Source organism: Pseudomonas halotolerans (assembly GCF_039581215.1).
Taxonomy (GTDB): Bacteria; Pseudomonadota; Gammaproteobacteria; order Pseudomonadales; family Pseudomonadaceae; genus Aquipseudomonas; species Aquipseudomonas tehranensis.
The window spans coordinates 216,707-233,947 of the sequence record NZ_JBCNTJ010000009.1 but is presented as its reverse complement, the minus strand read 5'-3'; the positions used below and the strand labels follow the sequence as shown (position 1 = coordinate 233,947).

The window sequence follows — 17,241 nt, the reverse complement described above, 5'->3', positions numbered from 1 at the left end:
AGGCGGTGGATCAGTCAGAATTGATATTGACTGATCCACCGCCTTCGCGAGCAAGCCCGCTCCCACATCAGGTTATTTCGTCTGGCGACCGATTATTGGTGACTGACCCAGAACACCGCGGTGCCCACCACCAGGATAATCAGGAACAAAATGGCCCAGGCATCAACAGAACTGTCGCTTTTCCTTGCTTTGGTCGAATTGCTCATTGCATCGCCTCTTGTCGGTTTTGTAGGTGATTGCATAGGGACTCGACCACAGTTAAGACGATGATTGCCCGCACGACAAATGTGGGTTAGGCAATAATCCATCTCATTAGTCGATTTGGTTCTTTATATATACTCAAACATCACTTTTGCGCATAACCCAAAACAGGTATCTTGCATCGGCTCCTATAGGAGTGCGCGGCCGTGCGCGCAGAATTGCCGAGGCAGAATCCGATTTCAGCGAGCCAACACACCGCTGTTTCTGATCGGCCCAAGCCTGAGAACGAGACTTATATGTACGTATATGACGAGTACGATCAGCGGATCATCGAGGACCGCGTCAAGCAGTTCCGTGATCAGACCCAACGCTATCTGGCAGGCGAGCTGAGCGAAGAAGAATTCCGCCCTCTGCGCTTGCAGAATGGCCTGTATATCCAGCGCTTCGCCCCGATGCTGCGCGTAGCGGTGCCTTATGGCCAACTGACCTCGCGTCAGGTGCGCATGCTGGCCAAGATTGCCCGCGACTACGACAAGGGCTATGCCCACATCAGCACCCGCCAGAACGTCCAGTACAACTGGCCGGCCCTGGAAGATGTGCCCCAGATCCTGGCTGAATTGGCCACTGTGCAGATGCACGCGATCCAGACCAGCGGCAACTGCCTGCGCAACGTCACCACCGACCAGTTCGCCGGTGTCGCGGCCGATGAGTTGATCGATCCGCGTCCCTGGTGCGAGATCGTTCGCCAGTGGACCACCTTCCACCCGGAATTCGCCTACCTGCCGCGCAAGTTCAAGATCGCCATCAATGGCTCGACCTCGGACCGTGCGGCCATTGAAGTCCACGACATCGGCCTGGAGACGGTCTACAACGCCGCGGGCGAACTGGGCTTCCGTGTGCTGGTGGGCGGCGGCCTGGGCCGTACGCCGGTGGTCGGCGCGTTCATCAACGAGTTCCTGCCATGGCAGGACCTGCTGAGCTACCTCGACGCCATCCTGCGGGTGTACAACCGCTACGGCCGTCGTGACAACAAGTACAAGGCGCGGATCAAGATCCTGGTCAAGGCCCTTACGCCAGAAGTGTTCGCCGAAAAGGTCGAGGCCGAAATGGCTCACCTGCGCGGCGGCCAGACCACCCTGACCGAAGCCGAAGTCCATCGCGTAGCCAAGCATTTCGTCGACCCGGACTACAAGGCCCTGAGTAACCAGGACGCCGAGCTGTCTGCCCTGGACAAAGAACATCCTGGCTTCGCCCGCTGGCGCACCCGCAACACCCTGGCCCACAAAAAGCCGGGCTACGTCGCGGTGACCCTGTCCCTGAAGCCGACCGGCGTCGCGCCGGGCGACATCACCGACAAGCAACTGGACGCCGTGGCCGACCTGGCTGAGCGCTACAGCTTCGGTCAACTGCGCACCTCCCACGAACAGAACATCATCCTGGCGGACGTTGAACAGAGCCAATTGTTCACCCTGTGGGGCGAGTTGCGCGAGCAAGGCTTCGCCACCCCGAACATCGGCCTGCTGACCGACATCATCTGCTGCCCGGGCGGCGACTTCTGCTCCCTGGCCAACGCCAAGTCGATCCCGATCGCCGAGTCGATCCAGCGTCGTTTCGACGACCTGGATTACCTGTTCGACATCGGCGAGCTGGACCTGAACATTTCTGGTTGCATGAACGCCTGTGGTCACCACCACGTCGGCCACATCGGCATTCTGGGCGTGGACAAGAAAGGTGAGGAGTTCTACCAAGTCTCCCTGGGCGGCAGCGGCAGCCGCGACGCCAGCCTGGGCAAGATCCTCGGCCCGTCGTTTGCCCAGGACGACATGCCTGACGTGATCGAGAAGCTGATCGACGTGTACATCGAACAACGTACTGAAGACGAGCGTTTCATCGACACTTATCAACGTATCGGCATCGACCTCTTCAAGGAACGCGTCTATGCAGCGAATCATTAAGAACGACGAGGTTATCGACGAAACCTGGCACCTGCTGCCCAAGGACGCGACCCTCGATGGTATTTCCAACTGCGACGACCTGATCGTGCCCCTGGCCCTGTGGCGCGATCATGCTCACGCCCTCAAGGCCCGCGATGGCGGCCTGGGTGTGTGGCTGGACGCCGACGAAGAAGCGGAAGAAATCGGTGATGACGCCAATCAACTTCAGGTCATTGCCCTGAACTTCCCGGCCTTCACCGACGGGCGCAGCTACTCCAACGCTCGCCTGCTGCGTGACCGTTATGGTTTCAAGGGTGAATTGCGGGCGATTGGCGATGTGCTGCGCGACCAGTTGTTCTACATGCGCCGTTGCGGTTTCGACGCCTTTGCCTTGCGCGCCGACAAGGACCCCTTTGAGGCCCTCAAAAGCCTGAAGGACTTCTCGGTGACCTACCAGGCCGCTACTGACGAACCGTTGCCGTTGTTTCGCCGTCGCTGAAACCATGCATGAAAAAGCCCTGATCCGGGTACTCCGGTTCAGGGCTTTTTTATGGGCGGTTGGTGAGTGGTGAACCCGGATCTTCAGCCACCCTGAAAACTCTGTGGGAGCGGGCTTGCTCGCGAAAGCGGTGCCACAGCCAACATAATTTGTCAGGCAGACCGCCTTCGCGAGCAAGCCCGCTCCCACAGTGATGGGCGGTAAAGCCGATCTTCGCGGGCTACCAGAACCGCTGCTGGGTCAGGCGGCTCCACCAGGTCAGCAACACCCGGTCCACCGAACCGCTGGCCGCCATGCCGATGCGCTCTTGCAGGCTTTTGCGTTCGGCGTAGTGCAGGTGGTACAGCTCCGCGTTCTTGGCTCGTTCGGCCAGGTATTCATCGCTGGTTTTCAACTCATCCACCAAGCGCTTGTCCAGTGCCGCGACGCCCAGCCAGACCTCACCGGTCGCCACTTCATCAATAGCCAGTTGGGGGCGGTAGTTGGACACGAAGTTCTTGAACAACTCATGGGTGATGTCCAGGTCTTCCTGGAACTTCTCCCGGCCCTTCTCGGTGTTTTCGCCAAACACCGTCAATGTGCGCTTGTATTCACCGGCCGTCAGCACTTCAAAGTCGATGTCATGTTTCTTCAGCAGGCGATTGACGTTGGGCAACTGGGCGACGACGCCGATGGAGCCAAGAATGGCAAATGGCGCGCTGATGATTTTCTCGCCGATGCACGCCATCATGTAGCCGCCGCTGGCCGCGACCTTGTCGATGCACACCGTCAGCGGCACGCCGGCCTGTCGGATCCGCGCCAGTTGTGAGGAGGCCAGGCCGTAGCTGTGGACCATGCCGCCACCGCTTTCCAGGCGTAGCACCACTTCATCCTTCGGAGTCGCCAGGGTCAGCAGCGCAGTGATTTCATGACGAAGGCTTTCGGTGGCCGAAGCCTTGATGTCACCGTCAAAATCCAGCACGAATACCCGAGGCTTGGCCGCCGGCTTGTCCTTGTGTTTCTTGGCGGCCTTTTCAGCCTTGCCTTCGGTCTTGCGCAGGGCCTTGAGCTGGTCTTTATCCAGCAGCGTCTGCTCCAGGCGCTCGCGCAGGCCCTTGTAGAAATCGTTGAGTTTGCTCACCTGCAACTGGCCGGCAGACTTGCGCCGCCCCTTGCTGCGCAGGGCAGCAAAACTGGCCAGCACCACCAGGATGGCAATCACCAGCGTCACGGTCTTGGCCAGAAAACTGGCGTATTCGATGAAAAACTCCACGATGGCTCCTAATAAATTCAAACGCCGCTCAAGCGCGGGCACTCAACACGTTCAGCATACCCATGCGCCTGCGCCGCGACCAGCCGTGAAACCTGTGGTTACCTTAATGCGAGCGCGGCTGGACAAGGCTGTAACAAGCATTTCAAACAAGCGTATGTTTTTTCATTGACAGCTCACCGCCATCCTCATAACCTCGCCAAACCTTCAACGTACCGGGATGACGCGGACGTGGGCAGTATCTATCTGATTCGACATGGCCAGGCCTCCTTTGGTGCGGACGATTACGATGTCCTTTCGCCAAACGGTGTACGCCAGGCGCAAGTGCTGGGCAGCCACCTGGCCGAACTGGGTGTCGTGTTCGATCGCTGCCTCTCCGGCGACCTGCGTCGTCAGCAGGATACCGCCACCGGTGCGCTGGGCCAGATGTTCGCCGCCGGGCTGCCGGTGCCTGAGCTGGAAATCGATTCGGCGTTCAATGAGTTCGACGCCGATGCGGTGATCCGCGCCCTGTTGCCCGACATGCTCGCCCAGGAACCCGAAGCCCTGTACATCCTGCGCAACGCCGCACAGAACCGCGCCGAGTTCCAGCGCATCTTCGCGTTGATCATCGAACGCTGGCTCGGCGGCCAATACGACCCGCCCGGACTGGAAAGCTGGCTGGGTTTCGTCGACCGCGTCCAGGCCGGCCTGCAGCGCATTCTGGAGCGAGCCGACAATTCTCAGAAAATCGCCGTGTTCACCTCCGGCGGCACCATCACCGCCCTGCTCCACCTGATCACCCAGATGCCTGCACGGCAGGCCTTCGAACTGAACTGGCAAATCGTCAACACCTCGCTCAACCACCTGAAATTCAGGGGTCGCGAGGTGGCCCTGGCTTCCTTCAACAGTCATGCCCACCTGCAACTGCTGAAGGCCCCGGATCTCATCACCTTTCGCTGAGTCCGGATTACTGTAGACCCTTGCTGTATAACCCAAATAAGGATCGAAACCATGACCTCCGTAGCCGACGCCGTACAAGCCATGAAAGCCAAGTTCAACCCAGCCGCCGCTGCCGGCCTGGACCTGGTATTTGGTTTCAACATCACCGACGAAGACAAGCAATACGCCCTGATCGTCAAGGATGGCACCTGTGAGCTGCAAGAAGGCGAAAATGAAAACGCCAACTGCACGCTGATCATGGACAGTGAAACCCTCAAGGGCATCGTCAGCGGCGATACCGACGGTATGCAAGCGTTCATGGGTGGCAAGCTGCGCGTCGAAGGCGACATGATGCTGTCGATGAAGCTGTCCGAATTGTTCCCGGCCTGAGGCTGCTTGCCCTTTCCCCGGGCGCCCTGGCTGCAAACGAATCCCGCCTCTGTGGCGGGATTTGTATTTTGAGCATCTCCATTGGCCGGCCCATCGCTATCGCGAGCAGGCTCGCTCCCACAATTGCTCCGGTTTCAAGATTGAGCGTCGCCCCAGATCCCTTGTGGGAGCGAGCCTGCTCGCGATAGCGCCGGTACATTCAGCAAAGGGCCCTGCGGTAGTTCGCAGGTATCTTACAATCCCCGCTTTTCTCGCATCGGCCTGACCATGGACATTGACCTTGCCCGCACCTTTCTGGAAATCGTCCGTCACGGCAGCCTCGCCGCCGCAGCCGACAAGCTGCACGTCACCCAGACGGCTATCACCGCGCGGGTCCAGAAGCTGGAAAGCCAGCTTGGCTGTGTGCTGTTTGTGCGCAACCGTGCCGGCGCGCGCCTGACCGCCGACGGTGAAACCTTCGTGGTGTATGCCAACCAACTGGTGCAGACCTGGGAAGCGGCCCGCCGGGACCTGCCCTTACCCGAAGGCTTTCGCAACGTTTTGCACCTCGGTGGGGAAGTCAGCCTGTGCAACCCCTTGATGCTCGCCTGGGCTGAGGAACTGCGTCATAAAATCCCCGGCCATGCCCTGCGCATGGATATCCGCGATGGCGAAAAACTGCTGCAACAACTGGAGCTGGGCCTGCTGGATGCCGCCGTGGTGTATCAGCCCGAATACTGGCCGAGACTGCAAGTGGAGCAGTTGCTGGAGGAGAAACTGATCCTGGTGCGCCTGGCCACCTGTCCCGAGCCCTACGTCTACATCGACTGGAGTGCAGACTTCCGTCGTCAGCACGACACCGCGCTGCCGGACAAGGCCAAGGCGGCCGTAACCTTCAACCTCGGCCCCCTGGCCCTGCAGTACATCCTGGAAAACGGCGGCAGCGGCTACTTCCGCACCCGGGTCGTGCAGAGTTACCTGGACAGCGGCATTCTGGAGCGAGTGCCCAAGGCGCCGGAATTCAACTACCCGACGTACCTGGTGTACTCCCGGGATCGGGATTCGGCGGCGTTGCAGCAAGCCTTCGAAGTGCTGCGCCAGATCGTCACCGCCGGCAGCGACTGGTCCCAGCGCTGGAACCCGCTGACCTGAGGGATCGCGGTGGATGTGTGGCGAGAGGGCCCTTCACGAGACAAAGGGCTCCTCACAAACAGCCCAGCCTTATGGCTCTTCCTGCAAGTACCCCGCGATCTCGTCTTTGACCTGCAATCGTTTCTCCTTGAGCGCCTTCAGGGCAACATCAGACAGTGCGGCGGACGACGGTTTCTCGGCGTCGACCACCTCGGCATCAAGTTGGGAGTATTTTTGAAGTAACGAGTCGAGCCTTGGATTCTCGCTGCGCTTTTGCTGGATGTGGTCTTTTGTGCATTGAAGATCCTGGCACAAATCGTGAGTCACGGGCATGGAACACCTCCTTTGGCAGAACGATGGCAGACGCCTTCTACGGCGTTCGTCGACCATCAGAATGGCCTCGCCGACGGGGTTCTGTCGACCGCCAATCCGACCAGCGGTGACCGTTCGTCGTACCGGCCCGCTGTGCAATCAAACCTTTGTCCGCCCGCCGCCCTCCATTGAACAGGACGACACAAGTCCCTTGTACAACCTGTGTGGAGACTTACCTATGGACGGATTTACCCTGCGTCAACTTGGCCTGGCGGTTGCCTTGAGTACCAGCATGGGCATGGCTTGGGCCGCGACTTCCAGCGACTTCGTCGACAACGCGGCGGCCGGTGGTATCGCGGAAATCGAAACCAGCAAACTGGCCCTGGAAAAAAGCAGCTCGGCGGACGTCAAGGACTTCGCCAACATGATGATTTCCGACCACACCAAAGCCAACGAAGAGTTAATCTCGCTGGCGAAAAAACACGATATCGAAGTACCGGACGAAACCACGCTGGTGAAAAAGGCCAAGGCCAAGATTCTTGACATGCGCGATGAATCGTTTGATGCGGCCTACGCCAACAACCAGGTGATGGCCCACGAAGAAACCATCGCCCTGTTCAAGAAAGAAGCCGAGACCGTCACGGACGACAAGAAGCCCGGCAACACCGAGCTGAAGGCGTTCGCGCAAAAAATGCTTCCTGACTTGGAAAAACATCTGGAAATGGCCAAGAAACTCCAGGCCGCTCATCCAAGTAAATAGCGGGAGAGGTACGAAAAAGCCCGATCACGGCGTCGGGCTTGGCGAGATCATCAGCCTGACCGAGAAGCCCTGCAGGTTTAATCCAGCAGGGCTTTCTTGTTTTCAAACGTGGGATCTTCTCAGAATACCGAAATGCCTCTGAGCATCTTCGAGAGGTCGCTCCCTTGATGTTTTACTTCACAAAAAAAGAGCATGAGTCCTGCCCCAGTTAGAAGTTGCTCTCTTTGCCAGACGCCACTATTAACGTCATTGAGCCATGGGGTCGACATTGACCGCTGGGCTAAGAAAATCAATGTGATAACCATCGGAGCCATCGTGTGTTTCTGGCTGAATTCAACTTGTATGCTGATCATGAAATATTTCAACTATTTTTAGACCGATAGCCTATTAATGAAGCAGATAGATTACTTATGCAGGAAGTGTCTGTAGTAGATTTCTGAAAACACCAAAATTCGCCTTATTAAGTTGTTTGACTGGTCCGGCATTGATAGGTTTTTCCTCCGACTGTTCAAGCCGTAGCAAACACTTTTTCAAAGGGGCCAATAATGGGTGTTACCAAGAAATACCTGACTGACGTCGCGCTTCAGCAGGCGTTATCCATTACAGATCTGACTGAGGCGCACTCGCCCGCACATGCGGTCCGTCTGATCATGAACGAAATCATTGAAGGGCTGGTCAGTGCTGGTTGGCCGCAGGCTCTAATACAAACCGGCCCACGAATCGTATCCGCCGAAGAGAACTACGGACTGCTCGGTTATGACCCGGCAGAAATCACTTTAGGCAGCGAACACACCCGGTGGATAGACGAACATTCACTGTTGCGTACACAAACCACTAGCCAGATTCCAATTGTGCTGCAACGTGCGGCTCAGGAACGCAAACTTGGAGAGGTCATTTTGCTGGCCGCTCCGGGTATCACGTTCCGCCGCGACAGTCGTGATCGTTGGCACTGCGCCGAGCCACATCAGATGGACATATGGGTGCTGGGTGAACCCGAGCTCTCGGCGCGCGAACACCTTTTGCGCTTGGTCGGCGATATCCTTGGGGTCGCCGTCCCCGATAAACCTTGGGTTTACAGCGACAGTCCGCATCATTACACCGAAGGTGGCATCGAGGTGAATGTGATAAACGATGGTTCTGCTGTCGAAGTGCTGGAGTGTGGGCTTATTGCCACTTCGTTATTACAACGGCTAGGAATCGATGCGCAGCGTCATGGCGGTCTGGCGTTGGGGATGGGGCTGGACCGGTTGGCTATGCTACGAAAGGGAATCCCGGATATTCGCCTGTTGCGTGACCCTAATGAGCGAGTTCAGGCCCAGATGCAAGATTTACGTCCTTGGAGTACGGTTTCGCGTTTGCCTTCAATTACTCGGGACATTTCAGTGGCCGTGACTCCGGGTTTGAGTGAGGAAGTACTGACTGAAAAAATGCTCCAGGCGGCTGGCGACTGCTCTGGTTGGATTGAGGAGATGCAAGTCAAAGGCCGTTGGACTTCGTCTGAATTACCACCACAGGCCATCGAGCGACTCGGGCTGTTACCTGGCCAGGAAAATGCTCTGTTGCGCGTCGTATTGCGGGATTGCTCGCGGTCAATCACGACTGTCGAGGCCAATGCATTGTATGAAAAAATCCAGTCGGCATTACATGAAGGCAAGCCGGGGGCTGGGTATCGGATGGACCTGTAGCCTCACTCATCCACTCAATAGCTGCGCCAGCCACCCAACGGCGTCGTGAAATGCGAAAGCCCAGCTTCAAAAAAAGAAGCAGGGCTCATTGGCTAACCGCCATCCGTATCGATATCGGCGTCAGTGCTCTCACCGGATTCCGGGCGGTCCGGGTCAGGCTTGAAGCCAGGGCTGAAGGTGTTGTCGTTGTCCTGGTGGTGATTCTTTTGATCGACTTCGCTGTCGGCGCTTTGGGCTTTGCCTGCCCCGGCCGGGCTGACTGGCTGGGTGCCAGCGGGCTCAGGGGAGACCTGAGGATCGATCGCCGGATCATTGCGCGGTGACGGGGCCTGCGTCTGGCCTTGTTGCTGGGTGTTTGCAGGATCTTGGTTCATAGGCACCTCATTCATGACAGGCCGGATTGATGACCGGTCATGGTCATTTGAAGGTGGCATGGCGGCTTCGGTTCCATTTGTTTAGCGCGCCGCGATCAACTGCCCAACACAGTCCTCACCATGGTGATCAAGGCATCCGGGCCGTAAGGTTTGCTCAGCAGATGGGTATCGGGGCTCAATTGGTGGTTGCGGGAAATGATGTCCCGAGTGTGGCCCGAGGTGAACAGCACAGGCAACGGCGGGGCCTGTACCTTGGCCCAGGCCGCCAGGTCAGAGCTCTTGATCAGGCCTGGCATGACCACATCGGTAAAAATCAGATCCACCGAGGCACCTTCGAGCAAAAGCGCCATGGCCGCGTCAGCGTTGGCGGCCGTGAGGGTTCGATAACCGGACTGCTCCAGCAGCTCCACTGACGCGCTGCGCACCTCTTCGTTATCTTCCACCACCAGAATCGTCTCCTGCCCACCGGCCAGAAGCGGGCCGTGGGGCGCCTCTTCACCTGTTTCAGGTTGCCGACTGCGGGGGAAATACATCTGCGCCCGCGTGCCCTCTCCCACGTCACTGGCAATCTCGATATGCCCGCCACTTTGCTTGACGAACCCGAACACCATGCTCAGTCCGAGCCCGGTGCCCTGGCCGTCGGTCTTGGTGGTGAAAAACGGCTCGAACACATGATTCAGCACATCGGGAGGCATGCCCGCGCCGCGGTCGATCACCGACAGACGCACATAGTCACCGGCCGGAATGTCTTTTCCGGCGCAGGACGATTCGTCGAGCACGATGTTTTCGCCGATCAGGCCAATGGTGCCCTCACCGCCCATGGCATCGCGGGCATTGATCGCCAGGTTCAACAAAGCGTTTTCAAGCTGGTTGCGATCGACGTGGATGCACCAGGGCTCGGCAGGCAAGGCCACTTCGATCTGGATGGTTTCGCCCAAGGCCCGCTGCAGCAATTCGCCCAGGCCGTCGAAGATCCGTCGTGGGTTGTAGACCGCCGGTGACAACGGCTGGCGCCGGGCAAACGCCAGCAATTGCGAGGACAGTTTGGCGCCCCGTTCCACCGCTTCGATGGAAGCACTGACCCGTCGCTGCACATTGGCGTTGTCCGGTTCGTGGCGAGCCAGCAGGTGCAGGTTGCCGGCGATCACCTGCAATAAGTTGTTGAAATCATGGGCCACACCACCGGTGAGTCCGCCAATGGCTTCGAGTTTCTGCGACTGGCGCAACTGTTCTTCGGCCGTCAACCGCGCATGCACTTCCTCGGCGACACGCAGTTCCAGATCACGGGTGAACTTGAGCAGCGAGGCTTCAGCCGCCTTGCGTTCGTTGATATCAATCAGCACGCCGGGAAAACGCAAGGGCGTGCCCAACGTATCGAACTCACATCGCCCGCTTGCCAGCACCCACAGGTAATCACCGCCCAGGCGGCGCACCCGATACTCAGCGTTGTAGGGGGTCCCGGTGCGCAAGGTCAGTTCGACCCGCCGGTTCACTTCCTCAAGGTCATCGGGGTGGATGTTCTGGCGGGCAATCTCGACAGGCAATGCATCCAGGGGTGTGTCCGGCGGGTAATTGAACGTTCGGGAAAAGCGCTCATCGCCGGAAAGAGTGTCGTTCTGGATGTCCCAGACAAACGATCCCAGCAAGGGCCCGGCCGAGAGGGCCAACTGAATGCGCTCGTTGACGGCGCGGTAGCTGCGTTCCGCCTCCTGACGGGCGCGCTCGGTCAGCACAAGCTCGGTGGTTTCCACGACGATCGCCAACACGCCGCCCGGAGACTGATCATCGTCGGGCACCGGGCTGTAATAAAGATCCATCCATACATCTTCCGGCTTGCCATTGCGTAGCAATACCAGCTCCTTGCTGCGATAGGACAAGGTGCCACCGGCCAGGCAGACATCCAGGACGTGACGATTGAATTCGGCCACTTCCGGCCAGCCCAACTCTACCGCGCAGCCCAGCAGGTATGGATGGCGCCCGCCGGCGAACTCGGCGTAGGCATCGTTGTAGACCATGAAACCCTGACGCCCCCACAACATGACCATCGGCAAAGGCGAAGCCAGCAGCATCTGGACTGCGCTGCGCAGACTGGCGGACCAGTGCTCGATGGCGCCGAGTTCGGTCTGGCTCCAATCAAACGCACGGATACGCCCGGCCATTTCACCACCCCAACCGGGGCATCCATGATTCTGGGATAAAAACTGCATGAGTCGATTCTGAACCTCGAATATGCCAGCAGGGAATCGGCCTACCACAAGTCCCTTGTGCTCAGAGCTTCGAGCGCTGGGTTGGCGTTTGGTTTCATGGTGAGGTCATGCTGCAAACCTGCTCGGACTAGGGGCATGCTTGCTGTGTGGCAGCTGAGTTCAGCGGAAATCGCGGCTATGCACCTGGATACCCGCCAGCAACTCGGTCAGGTCGCTCAAGCGGCCGGCGATCAGATGACGAACTTCACCGACACTTTCCCAACGTCCGTCGACCCTGAGCAATTGCGAACCCACCAACGCTTTACGTTGACGCTCGGCCAGGTCGCGCCAGACCACCACATTGAGGTTACCAAACTCATCTTCCAGGGTGACGAACGTCACGCCGCTGGCCGTGCCTGGCCGTTGGCGGCCGGTGACCAGCCCGGCCACGCTGACGTTGCGGCCATGCTCCACGTCCTGCAATTCCCGTGAGCTGCGACAGCGCCGGGCGCGCAGTTCGGGGCGCAACAAGGCCAGCGGATGGGGCCCCAGAGTGGTACCGACGCTGGCGTAATCGGCAAACAGGTTCTCCCCCACCGTGGGTTTTGGCAGGTCCACGGGCGGTTCTTCCTGGTTGGGTAAACCGGCGAACAAGCCCAGTTGTTTCTGTACCCCGGCCACTTCCCAGCGGGCGCGATGACGATCACCGGCCAAGCCCCGCAAGGCACCGGCGTCGGCCAGTTGCGCCTGGGCCCGGGCATCGAGTTGCGCGCGCTCGCCAAGGTCGGCCACGTCACTGAAAGGCCGATGCCGGCGGGCCGCTGCGATACGCTGGGCATCGTCTTGGCGAAAACCCTTGATCATGCGCAGGCCCAGGCGAAGCGCCGGTTGTCGGCCTTCCATGGGTTCGAGGCTGCAATCCCAATCACTGGCACGCACGTCCACCGGGCGGATCTGCAACTGATGCCGGCGGGCATCCTGAAGGATCTGGTCCGGGCTGTAGAACCCCATGGGCCAGCTGTTGATCAGGGCACAGGCGAACGCCGCCGGTTCATGGCATTTGAGCCAACTGCTGGCGTAGGTCAGCAAGGCGAAGCTGGCGGCGTGGGATTCAGGAAAACCGTAATTGCCGAAGCCTTTGATCTGCTCAAAGATTTGCGCGGCGAATTCGGCGGTATAGCCGTTTCTCGCCATCCCCGCCGCCAAACGCTCCCGATGCGGTTCCAGGCCACCGTGGCGTTTCCAGGCGGCCATGGAGCGACGCAACTGGTCAGCTTCGCCGGGACTGTAATCCGCCGCAACGATGGCGATCTGCATGACCTGCTCCTGAAACAGAGGCACGCCCAAGGTGCGCTTGAGCACTTCTTCCAATGCCTTGGAGGGATAAGTCACCGCTTCTTCCTTGTTTTTACGCCGCAGATACGGATGCACCATTCCCCCCTGGATCGGCCCCGGTCGCACGATGGCCACCTCAATCACCAGGTCATAAAAGGACTCGGGTTTGAGCCGAGGCAACATCGCCATCTGCGCGCGCGACTCGATCTGGAACACGCCGATGGTGTCGGCGCGGGTGATCATTTCGTAGGTGGCCGCGTCGTCCTTGGGCAACGTCGCCAAGGTGTAGTGCTGGTCGCGGTACTGCGCGATCAGATCAAAACAGCGACGAATTGCACTGAGCATGCCCAGGGCCAGGATATCCACCTTGAGCAACCCGACCGCGTCCAGGTCGTCCTTGTCCCACTGGATGATGGTGCGCTCGGCCATGGCGGCGTTTTCCACTGGCACCAGGGTGTCCAGGGGCTGTTCGGAAATCACGAAGCCGCCAGGGTGCTGGGACAGGTGCCGGGGAAAACCGATCAGTTGTCGGGTCAGGCTCAGGACCCGGCGCAACACCGGGCTGTCCGGGTCGAAACCACCTTCGCGCAGGCGATCCACGGGCGGCACCTCGTCACTCCAGCGCCCACAACAGTCGGCCAGCGCGTTGACCTGATCCGGCGGCAGGCCCAAGGCCTTGGCGACGTCGCGCACCGCGCCGGCACCGTGGTAGCTGCTGACCACCGCCGTCAAGGCCGCACGATGGCGACCGTAGCGCTGGAACACGTACTGCAGCACTTCTTCACGACGCTCGTGTTCAAAATCGACGTCGATGTCCGGCGGTTCGTTGCGCTCGCGGGACAGGAATCGCTCGAACAGCATGCTGGTCTGGCTCGGGTCGATTTCGGTGATCCCCAAGGCGTAGCACACCGCTGAGTTGGCCGCCGAACCACGGCCCTGGCAGAGAATATGCCGCTCGCGGGCGAAGCTGACGATGTCCTGCACAGTCAGGAAATAGCTGTCGTAGCCCAACTCGGCGATCAGGGCCAGCTCCTTGTCGATCTGCTGGCGGACCTTGTCCGGCAGACCTTTTTCCCATCGCTGGCGCATGCCGCGCTCGGTCAACGCCCGCAGCCAGGACGCCGGATCATGCCCCTCAGGCACCAGTTCACGGGGGTATTGATAACGCAGTTGGCCAAGGTCGAAGGTACAGCGCCGAGCGATGTTCAACGTTTCGTCGAGCAAGGCGCGTGGGTAGATGTCGGCCAGGGCCTGGAGACTGCGCAGATGGCGCTCGCCGTTGGGGTGCAGGCGCTGGCCGGCCTCGGCCACCGTGACGTGGTGCCGGATGGCGGTCATGGTGTCCTGCAGGGCGCGCCGGCCACGTGCGTGCATGTGCACGTCCCCCGTGGCGACGGCCGCAAGGTTCAACCGTTGCGCCAGCGCCAACAAGTCCGCCAGCCGACGCCGGTCGTCCTGCCCGCAATGCAACTGGACCGACAGCCACAAGCGCTCGGCAAATATCTGCCGCAGCCAGCGCCCCTGACCTTCGGGATCGCTGTCACCGGGCACCCACAACGCCAGTAACCCCGGCAAGGGCTCGTCGAAGTCTTCGCGCACGATGCGATAGCGACCTTTCTCGCTGCGTCGACGGGCGCGGGTGATCAGCCGGCACAGGGCTTGATAGCCTTGCAGATTCTCCACCAGCAGCACCAGTTTCGGCCCGCTCTCGATCTGGATCTCACTGCCGATGATCAAGTGCAGGCCCAGTTCCCTGGCAGCCTGCCAGGCTCGGACAATCCCGGCCAGGGTGCACTCATCGGTGATTGCCAGAGCCGTGTAACCCTGTTGTTGCGCACGACGGCACAGCTCCAGGGCGCTGGAGGCACCGCGCTGGAAACTGAAGTTCGACAGGCAATGCAGCTCGGCATAGTCGATGTTCATGCGAACCAGCCTTGCAGCCACAATGGCCCGCCCTCGCCCACCGGTCGATAGGCCCAACCGCGTTGGCCCGCGCGGGTTTCAATCAGATAGTAATCACGGCGTACGTCGGCGCCGTCCCACCAGCCGGACTCGATGCGCTCCGGGCCCATGAGGATTCGCGTCTGGCCCTCCTGCAAGGCCTGGGGTTCGTCCAGCAGCCAGCCGGGACGCCGGACGCCCTCGCGCACCGGACATGCCTGGGGCTGGCGTTCAGAGGTCATCTGCCAGGCACATTCAGGCCGATGGTCATCGCGAAACCCCAGGCCCTGCACTGCGTCGTCCCCCAGCCGGGCCCGCAGCCGCTCGCGCAATTGCTCCCAAGGCAAGGACTGCTGAGGACGCTCGTCGAACAGCTCCAGGCGCTGGGGCACGAAACTGGGCAAGTCTTCGGCACACAAACGAAAGCCACGTACCGGTGCCTCGACCTGCACCTGCTCCAGCCGACCACGGGCCAGCTCGAAAAGCATCGCAGGATCCCGCTCGGCGCTGAGCAGGCCGACCTTGATCAGCGTGTCAGGCAACCCGGCGTGTTCCAGGTGCAGGTCGAACCGCTGCACGCCGCTGTCACGACCGCACAGGAACGCCGAGAGATCACCGGTCAACCGGCGCAACGGAAACAACAACGCCTGGTGGGATTGCACAATGCGATGCCGGAATCCCAGTTGCGTCAGCTCGGCCCGCAGGCGTTTTTCGAACGCCGGCCAGGGGCCAAACAGGCCCAGGCTCGACTCGATCTCGAATACCACCGTGCGTGGGTAATGCACGCTGACCTGGGAGCTGAAACGGTAGGCCCAGGCCGCCAGAAACTGCTGCCAGTGTTGGATCTGCGCCGCGTCGTATTCGGCCGTGGCAAACCCTTTGCTCAGGGCCTGGGCGGCCGTCATGGTCTGGCCGGGACGCAAGCCCAGCGCTCGTGCTGGCTCATTGACCGCTTGCAGCACCCGGCGCTGGGCCGGGCCGGTCAGCAGCGCCAACGGCTCGCCAGGATCGGGACGCTGACGCAGCGCGGCGTCCAGCGCCAATTGCGGGAAGAGAATGCAGACCCAGCGCATCGCAACCTCAATGCTCTGTCGGTGGGGTGAGCGTGGCGAAGGCAATGGGCGTTGAGCGAGCCAGCCCGCCTCGACACTTGAGCACCCGCAATTGTCCTGGCCGGCCATCGAGGGCGATGCGCAGGGCCGCCGGCGACGGGTTGATGGCTTCCTGAATCGAGCGCCAGGCGAACGCCAGGGTCTGGCCGGTTTCCGCCGCCACTTGCAAGCGGCGCAAAGCTCTATCGTCAGCCTGGCGGGGCCAGCACAACACCGCGCCGCAACTGCCCGAACGCAGGCATTGTTCGGCGGCCCACAAGGCATCGCGCTCATCGGCCCGGATCACTGACAACTGGCGCAGGTCCACCCCGGCGTTCTGCCAGGCCTGGGGATAGGGCACGAACGGCGGCGCCACCAACACGATCCGCTCCCCCGCCGCCGTCAGCCGCGCCAGGGTTGGCCAGACCAGTTGCAATTCGCCCACGCCCGGCGCGGCAACGAGCAGTTCCGTCAGCGCCGCTTCCGGCCAGCCGCCACTGGGCAATGCTGCGTCCAATGCCGCATGACCGGTGGGTTGCGGGCTGGCGGCCGGTGGTGCGGGTCGGCCTTTCCAGACCTGACCACCGTTGAACAGCGTGTCCAGCGCAACGACAGCGCCCATCAGCCTTGCCTCAGCAAGCCACAGAACACGCCTTCGATGGCCAGGTCCTGGTCGGCTTCGACAATGATCGGCTGGTAGGCCGGGTTGCGCGGCAACAAACGTACCCGCTCGCCGATTCGCTCGAAACGCTTGATGGTGACTTCACCGTCCAGGCGCGCCACGACGATCTGGCCGTTGGAGGCCTGGGGCGTACGCTGCACGCCCACCAAGTCGCCGTCGAGAATGCCATCCTCGATCATCGAGTCACCCTGGACCCGTAGCAGGTAATCCGGCGCCTTGGTGAACATCGCCGGGTCCAGCATCAGACGGCTGTGGACCTCCGCATCGGCACCGATCGGCAGACCGGCAGCCACTCGCCCCAGCACCGGTACGTCCAGTAGCTCGGGACGCGGCGGCTGGTTCAGCAAGCGGATACCCCGGGCCTGGTGCGGATTGACTTCGATGAAACCGGCTTCGGTCAACGCCAGCACATGCTTGCGCGCCACGCTGCGGGAGGCGAAACCGAATGCCTCGCTGATTTCAGCGAGGCTGGGGGGCTGGCCCTGCTCGGCGATACGTTCGCGGATGAAGGTCAGGATGGCGGTACGGCGGGGAGTGAGAGTCGTCATGGAGTACATTTGTACTCTTGTCG

15 protein-coding genes are annotated in these 17,241 nt (G+C 60.6%); 7 read left to right on the top strand and 8 right to left on the bottom strand.

Features of this window, described 5'->3' with window-relative positions; translation table 11 throughout:
• The first annotated feature begins 497 nt into the window (after positions 1-497).
• Both AAIS01_RS14955 and AAIS01_RS14950 read left to right on the top strand, forming a co-directional pair.
• Positions 498-2,156: a nitrite/sulfite reductase gene (locus AAIS01_RS14955; RefSeq protein ID WP_343469592.1), complete on the top strand. Its 1,659-nt coding sequence runs from the start codon at positions 498-500 to the stop codon at positions 2,154-2,156.
• On the top strand, positions 2,140-2,634 hold the full coding sequence (locus tag AAIS01_RS14950; protein ID WP_343469591.1) for a DUF934 domain-containing protein: 495 nt from the start codon (positions 2,140-2,142) through the stop codon (positions 2,632-2,634). Before AAIS01_RS14955 ends, AAIS01_RS14950 begins: the two co-directional genes overlap by 17 nt.
• Positions 2,635-2,854: 220 nt before the next feature.
• Here AAIS01_RS14950 and sohB read toward each other — a convergent pair whose 3' ends face one another.
• Entirely contained in the window at positions 2,855-3,886 is a 1,032-nt protein-coding gene (gene sohB / locus AAIS01_RS14945) for a protease SohB (protein WP_343469595.1), read from the bottom strand.
• A gap of 228 nt (positions 3,887-4,114) precedes the next feature.
• On the opposite strand from sohB, the gene AAIS01_RS14940 reads away from it, so the two are divergent.
• From AAIS01_RS14940 to AAIS01_RS14930, 3 genes are all read left to right on the top strand, one after another.
• On the top strand, positions 4,115-4,825 hold the full coding sequence (locus AAIS01_RS14940) for a histidine phosphatase family protein (protein ID WP_343469590.1): 711 nt from the start codon (positions 4,115-4,117) through the stop codon (positions 4,823-4,825).
• 51 nt (positions 4,826-4,876) lie between these two features.
• Positions 4,877-5,194 carry an SCP2 sterol-binding domain-containing protein gene (locus tag AAIS01_RS14935; protein ID WP_076384034.1) on the top strand — a complete coding sequence of 106 codons (318 nt, stop codon included), beginning with the start codon at positions 4,877-4,879 and terminating at the stop codon, positions 5,192-5,194.
• A 267-nt stretch (positions 5,195-5,461) separates the two neighbouring features.
• On the top strand, positions 5,462-6,325 hold the full coding sequence (locus AAIS01_RS14930) for a LysR family transcriptional regulator (RefSeq protein WP_343469589.1): 864 nt from the start codon (positions 5,462-5,464) through the stop codon (positions 6,323-6,325).
• Positions 6,326-6,394: 69 nt separating this feature from the next.
• Here AAIS01_RS14930 and AAIS01_RS14925 read toward each other — a convergent pair whose 3' ends face one another.
• The gene (locus AAIS01_RS14925) at positions 6,395-6,637 is read right to left on the bottom strand and encodes an HP1242/YdcH family protein (protein ID WP_092459286.1); all 243 of its coding nucleotides are present in this window, start codon (positions 6,635-6,637) and stop codon (positions 6,395-6,397) included.
• Between the two features lie 217 nt (positions 6,638-6,854).
• Here AAIS01_RS14925 and AAIS01_RS14920 point away from each other — a divergent pair, with 217 nt between their 5' ends.
• Both AAIS01_RS14920 and srmL read left to right on the top strand, forming a co-directional pair.
• Positions 6,855-7,376, top strand: a complete 522-nt coding sequence (locus AAIS01_RS14920; RefSeq protein WP_343469588.1) for a DUF4142 domain-containing protein — start codon at positions 6,855-6,857, stop codon at positions 7,374-7,376.
• A 545-nt stretch (positions 7,377-7,921) separates the two neighbouring features.
• A complete protein-coding gene (srmL, locus tag AAIS01_RS14915) occupies positions 7,922-9,061 on the top strand; it encodes a PheS-related mystery ligase SrmL (protein WP_343469587.1) in 1,140 nt (379 codons plus the stop codon).
• A gap of 92 nt (positions 9,062-9,153) precedes the next feature.
• On the opposite strand, the gene AAIS01_RS14910 is transcribed toward srmL, so the two are convergent.
• From AAIS01_RS14910 to lexA, 6 genes are all read right to left on the bottom strand, one after another.
• Complete coding sequence (locus tag AAIS01_RS14910; RefSeq protein WP_047227813.1) at positions 9,154-9,435, bottom strand: hypothetical protein; 282 nt, start codon at positions 9,433-9,435, stop codon at positions 9,154-9,156.
• A 95-nt stretch (positions 9,436-9,530) separates the two neighbouring features.
• Positions 9,531-11,642 (bottom strand): hybrid sensor histidine kinase/response regulator, encoded by a 2,112-nt coding sequence (locus AAIS01_RS14905; RefSeq protein WP_343469586.1) that lies wholly within the window; start codon positions 11,640-11,642, stop codon positions 9,531-9,533.
• A 159-nt stretch (positions 11,643-11,801) separates the two neighbouring features.
• Entirely contained in the window at positions 11,802-14,879 is a 3,078-nt protein-coding gene (locus tag AAIS01_RS14900; protein WP_343469585.1) for an error-prone DNA polymerase, read from the bottom strand.
• A complete protein-coding gene (locus AAIS01_RS14895) occupies positions 14,876-15,970 on the bottom strand; it encodes a Y-family DNA polymerase (RefSeq protein ID WP_343469584.1) in 1,095 nt (364 codons plus the stop codon). The genes AAIS01_RS14900 and AAIS01_RS14895 overlap by 4 nt, the downstream gene beginning before the upstream one ends.
• A gap of 7 nt (positions 15,971-15,977) precedes the next feature.
• Entirely contained in the window at positions 15,978-16,610 is a 633-nt protein-coding gene (gene imuA, locus AAIS01_RS14890; protein WP_343469583.1) for a translesion DNA synthesis-associated protein ImuA, read from the bottom strand.
• The gene (lexA, locus tag AAIS01_RS14885) at positions 16,610-17,227 is read right to left on the bottom strand and encodes a transcriptional repressor LexA (RefSeq protein WP_214916823.1); all 618 of its coding nucleotides are present in this window, start codon (positions 17,225-17,227) and stop codon (positions 16,610-16,612) included. Before lexA ends, imuA begins: the two co-directional genes overlap by 1 nt.
• Between the last annotated feature and the right edge of the window lie 14 nt (positions 17,228-17,241).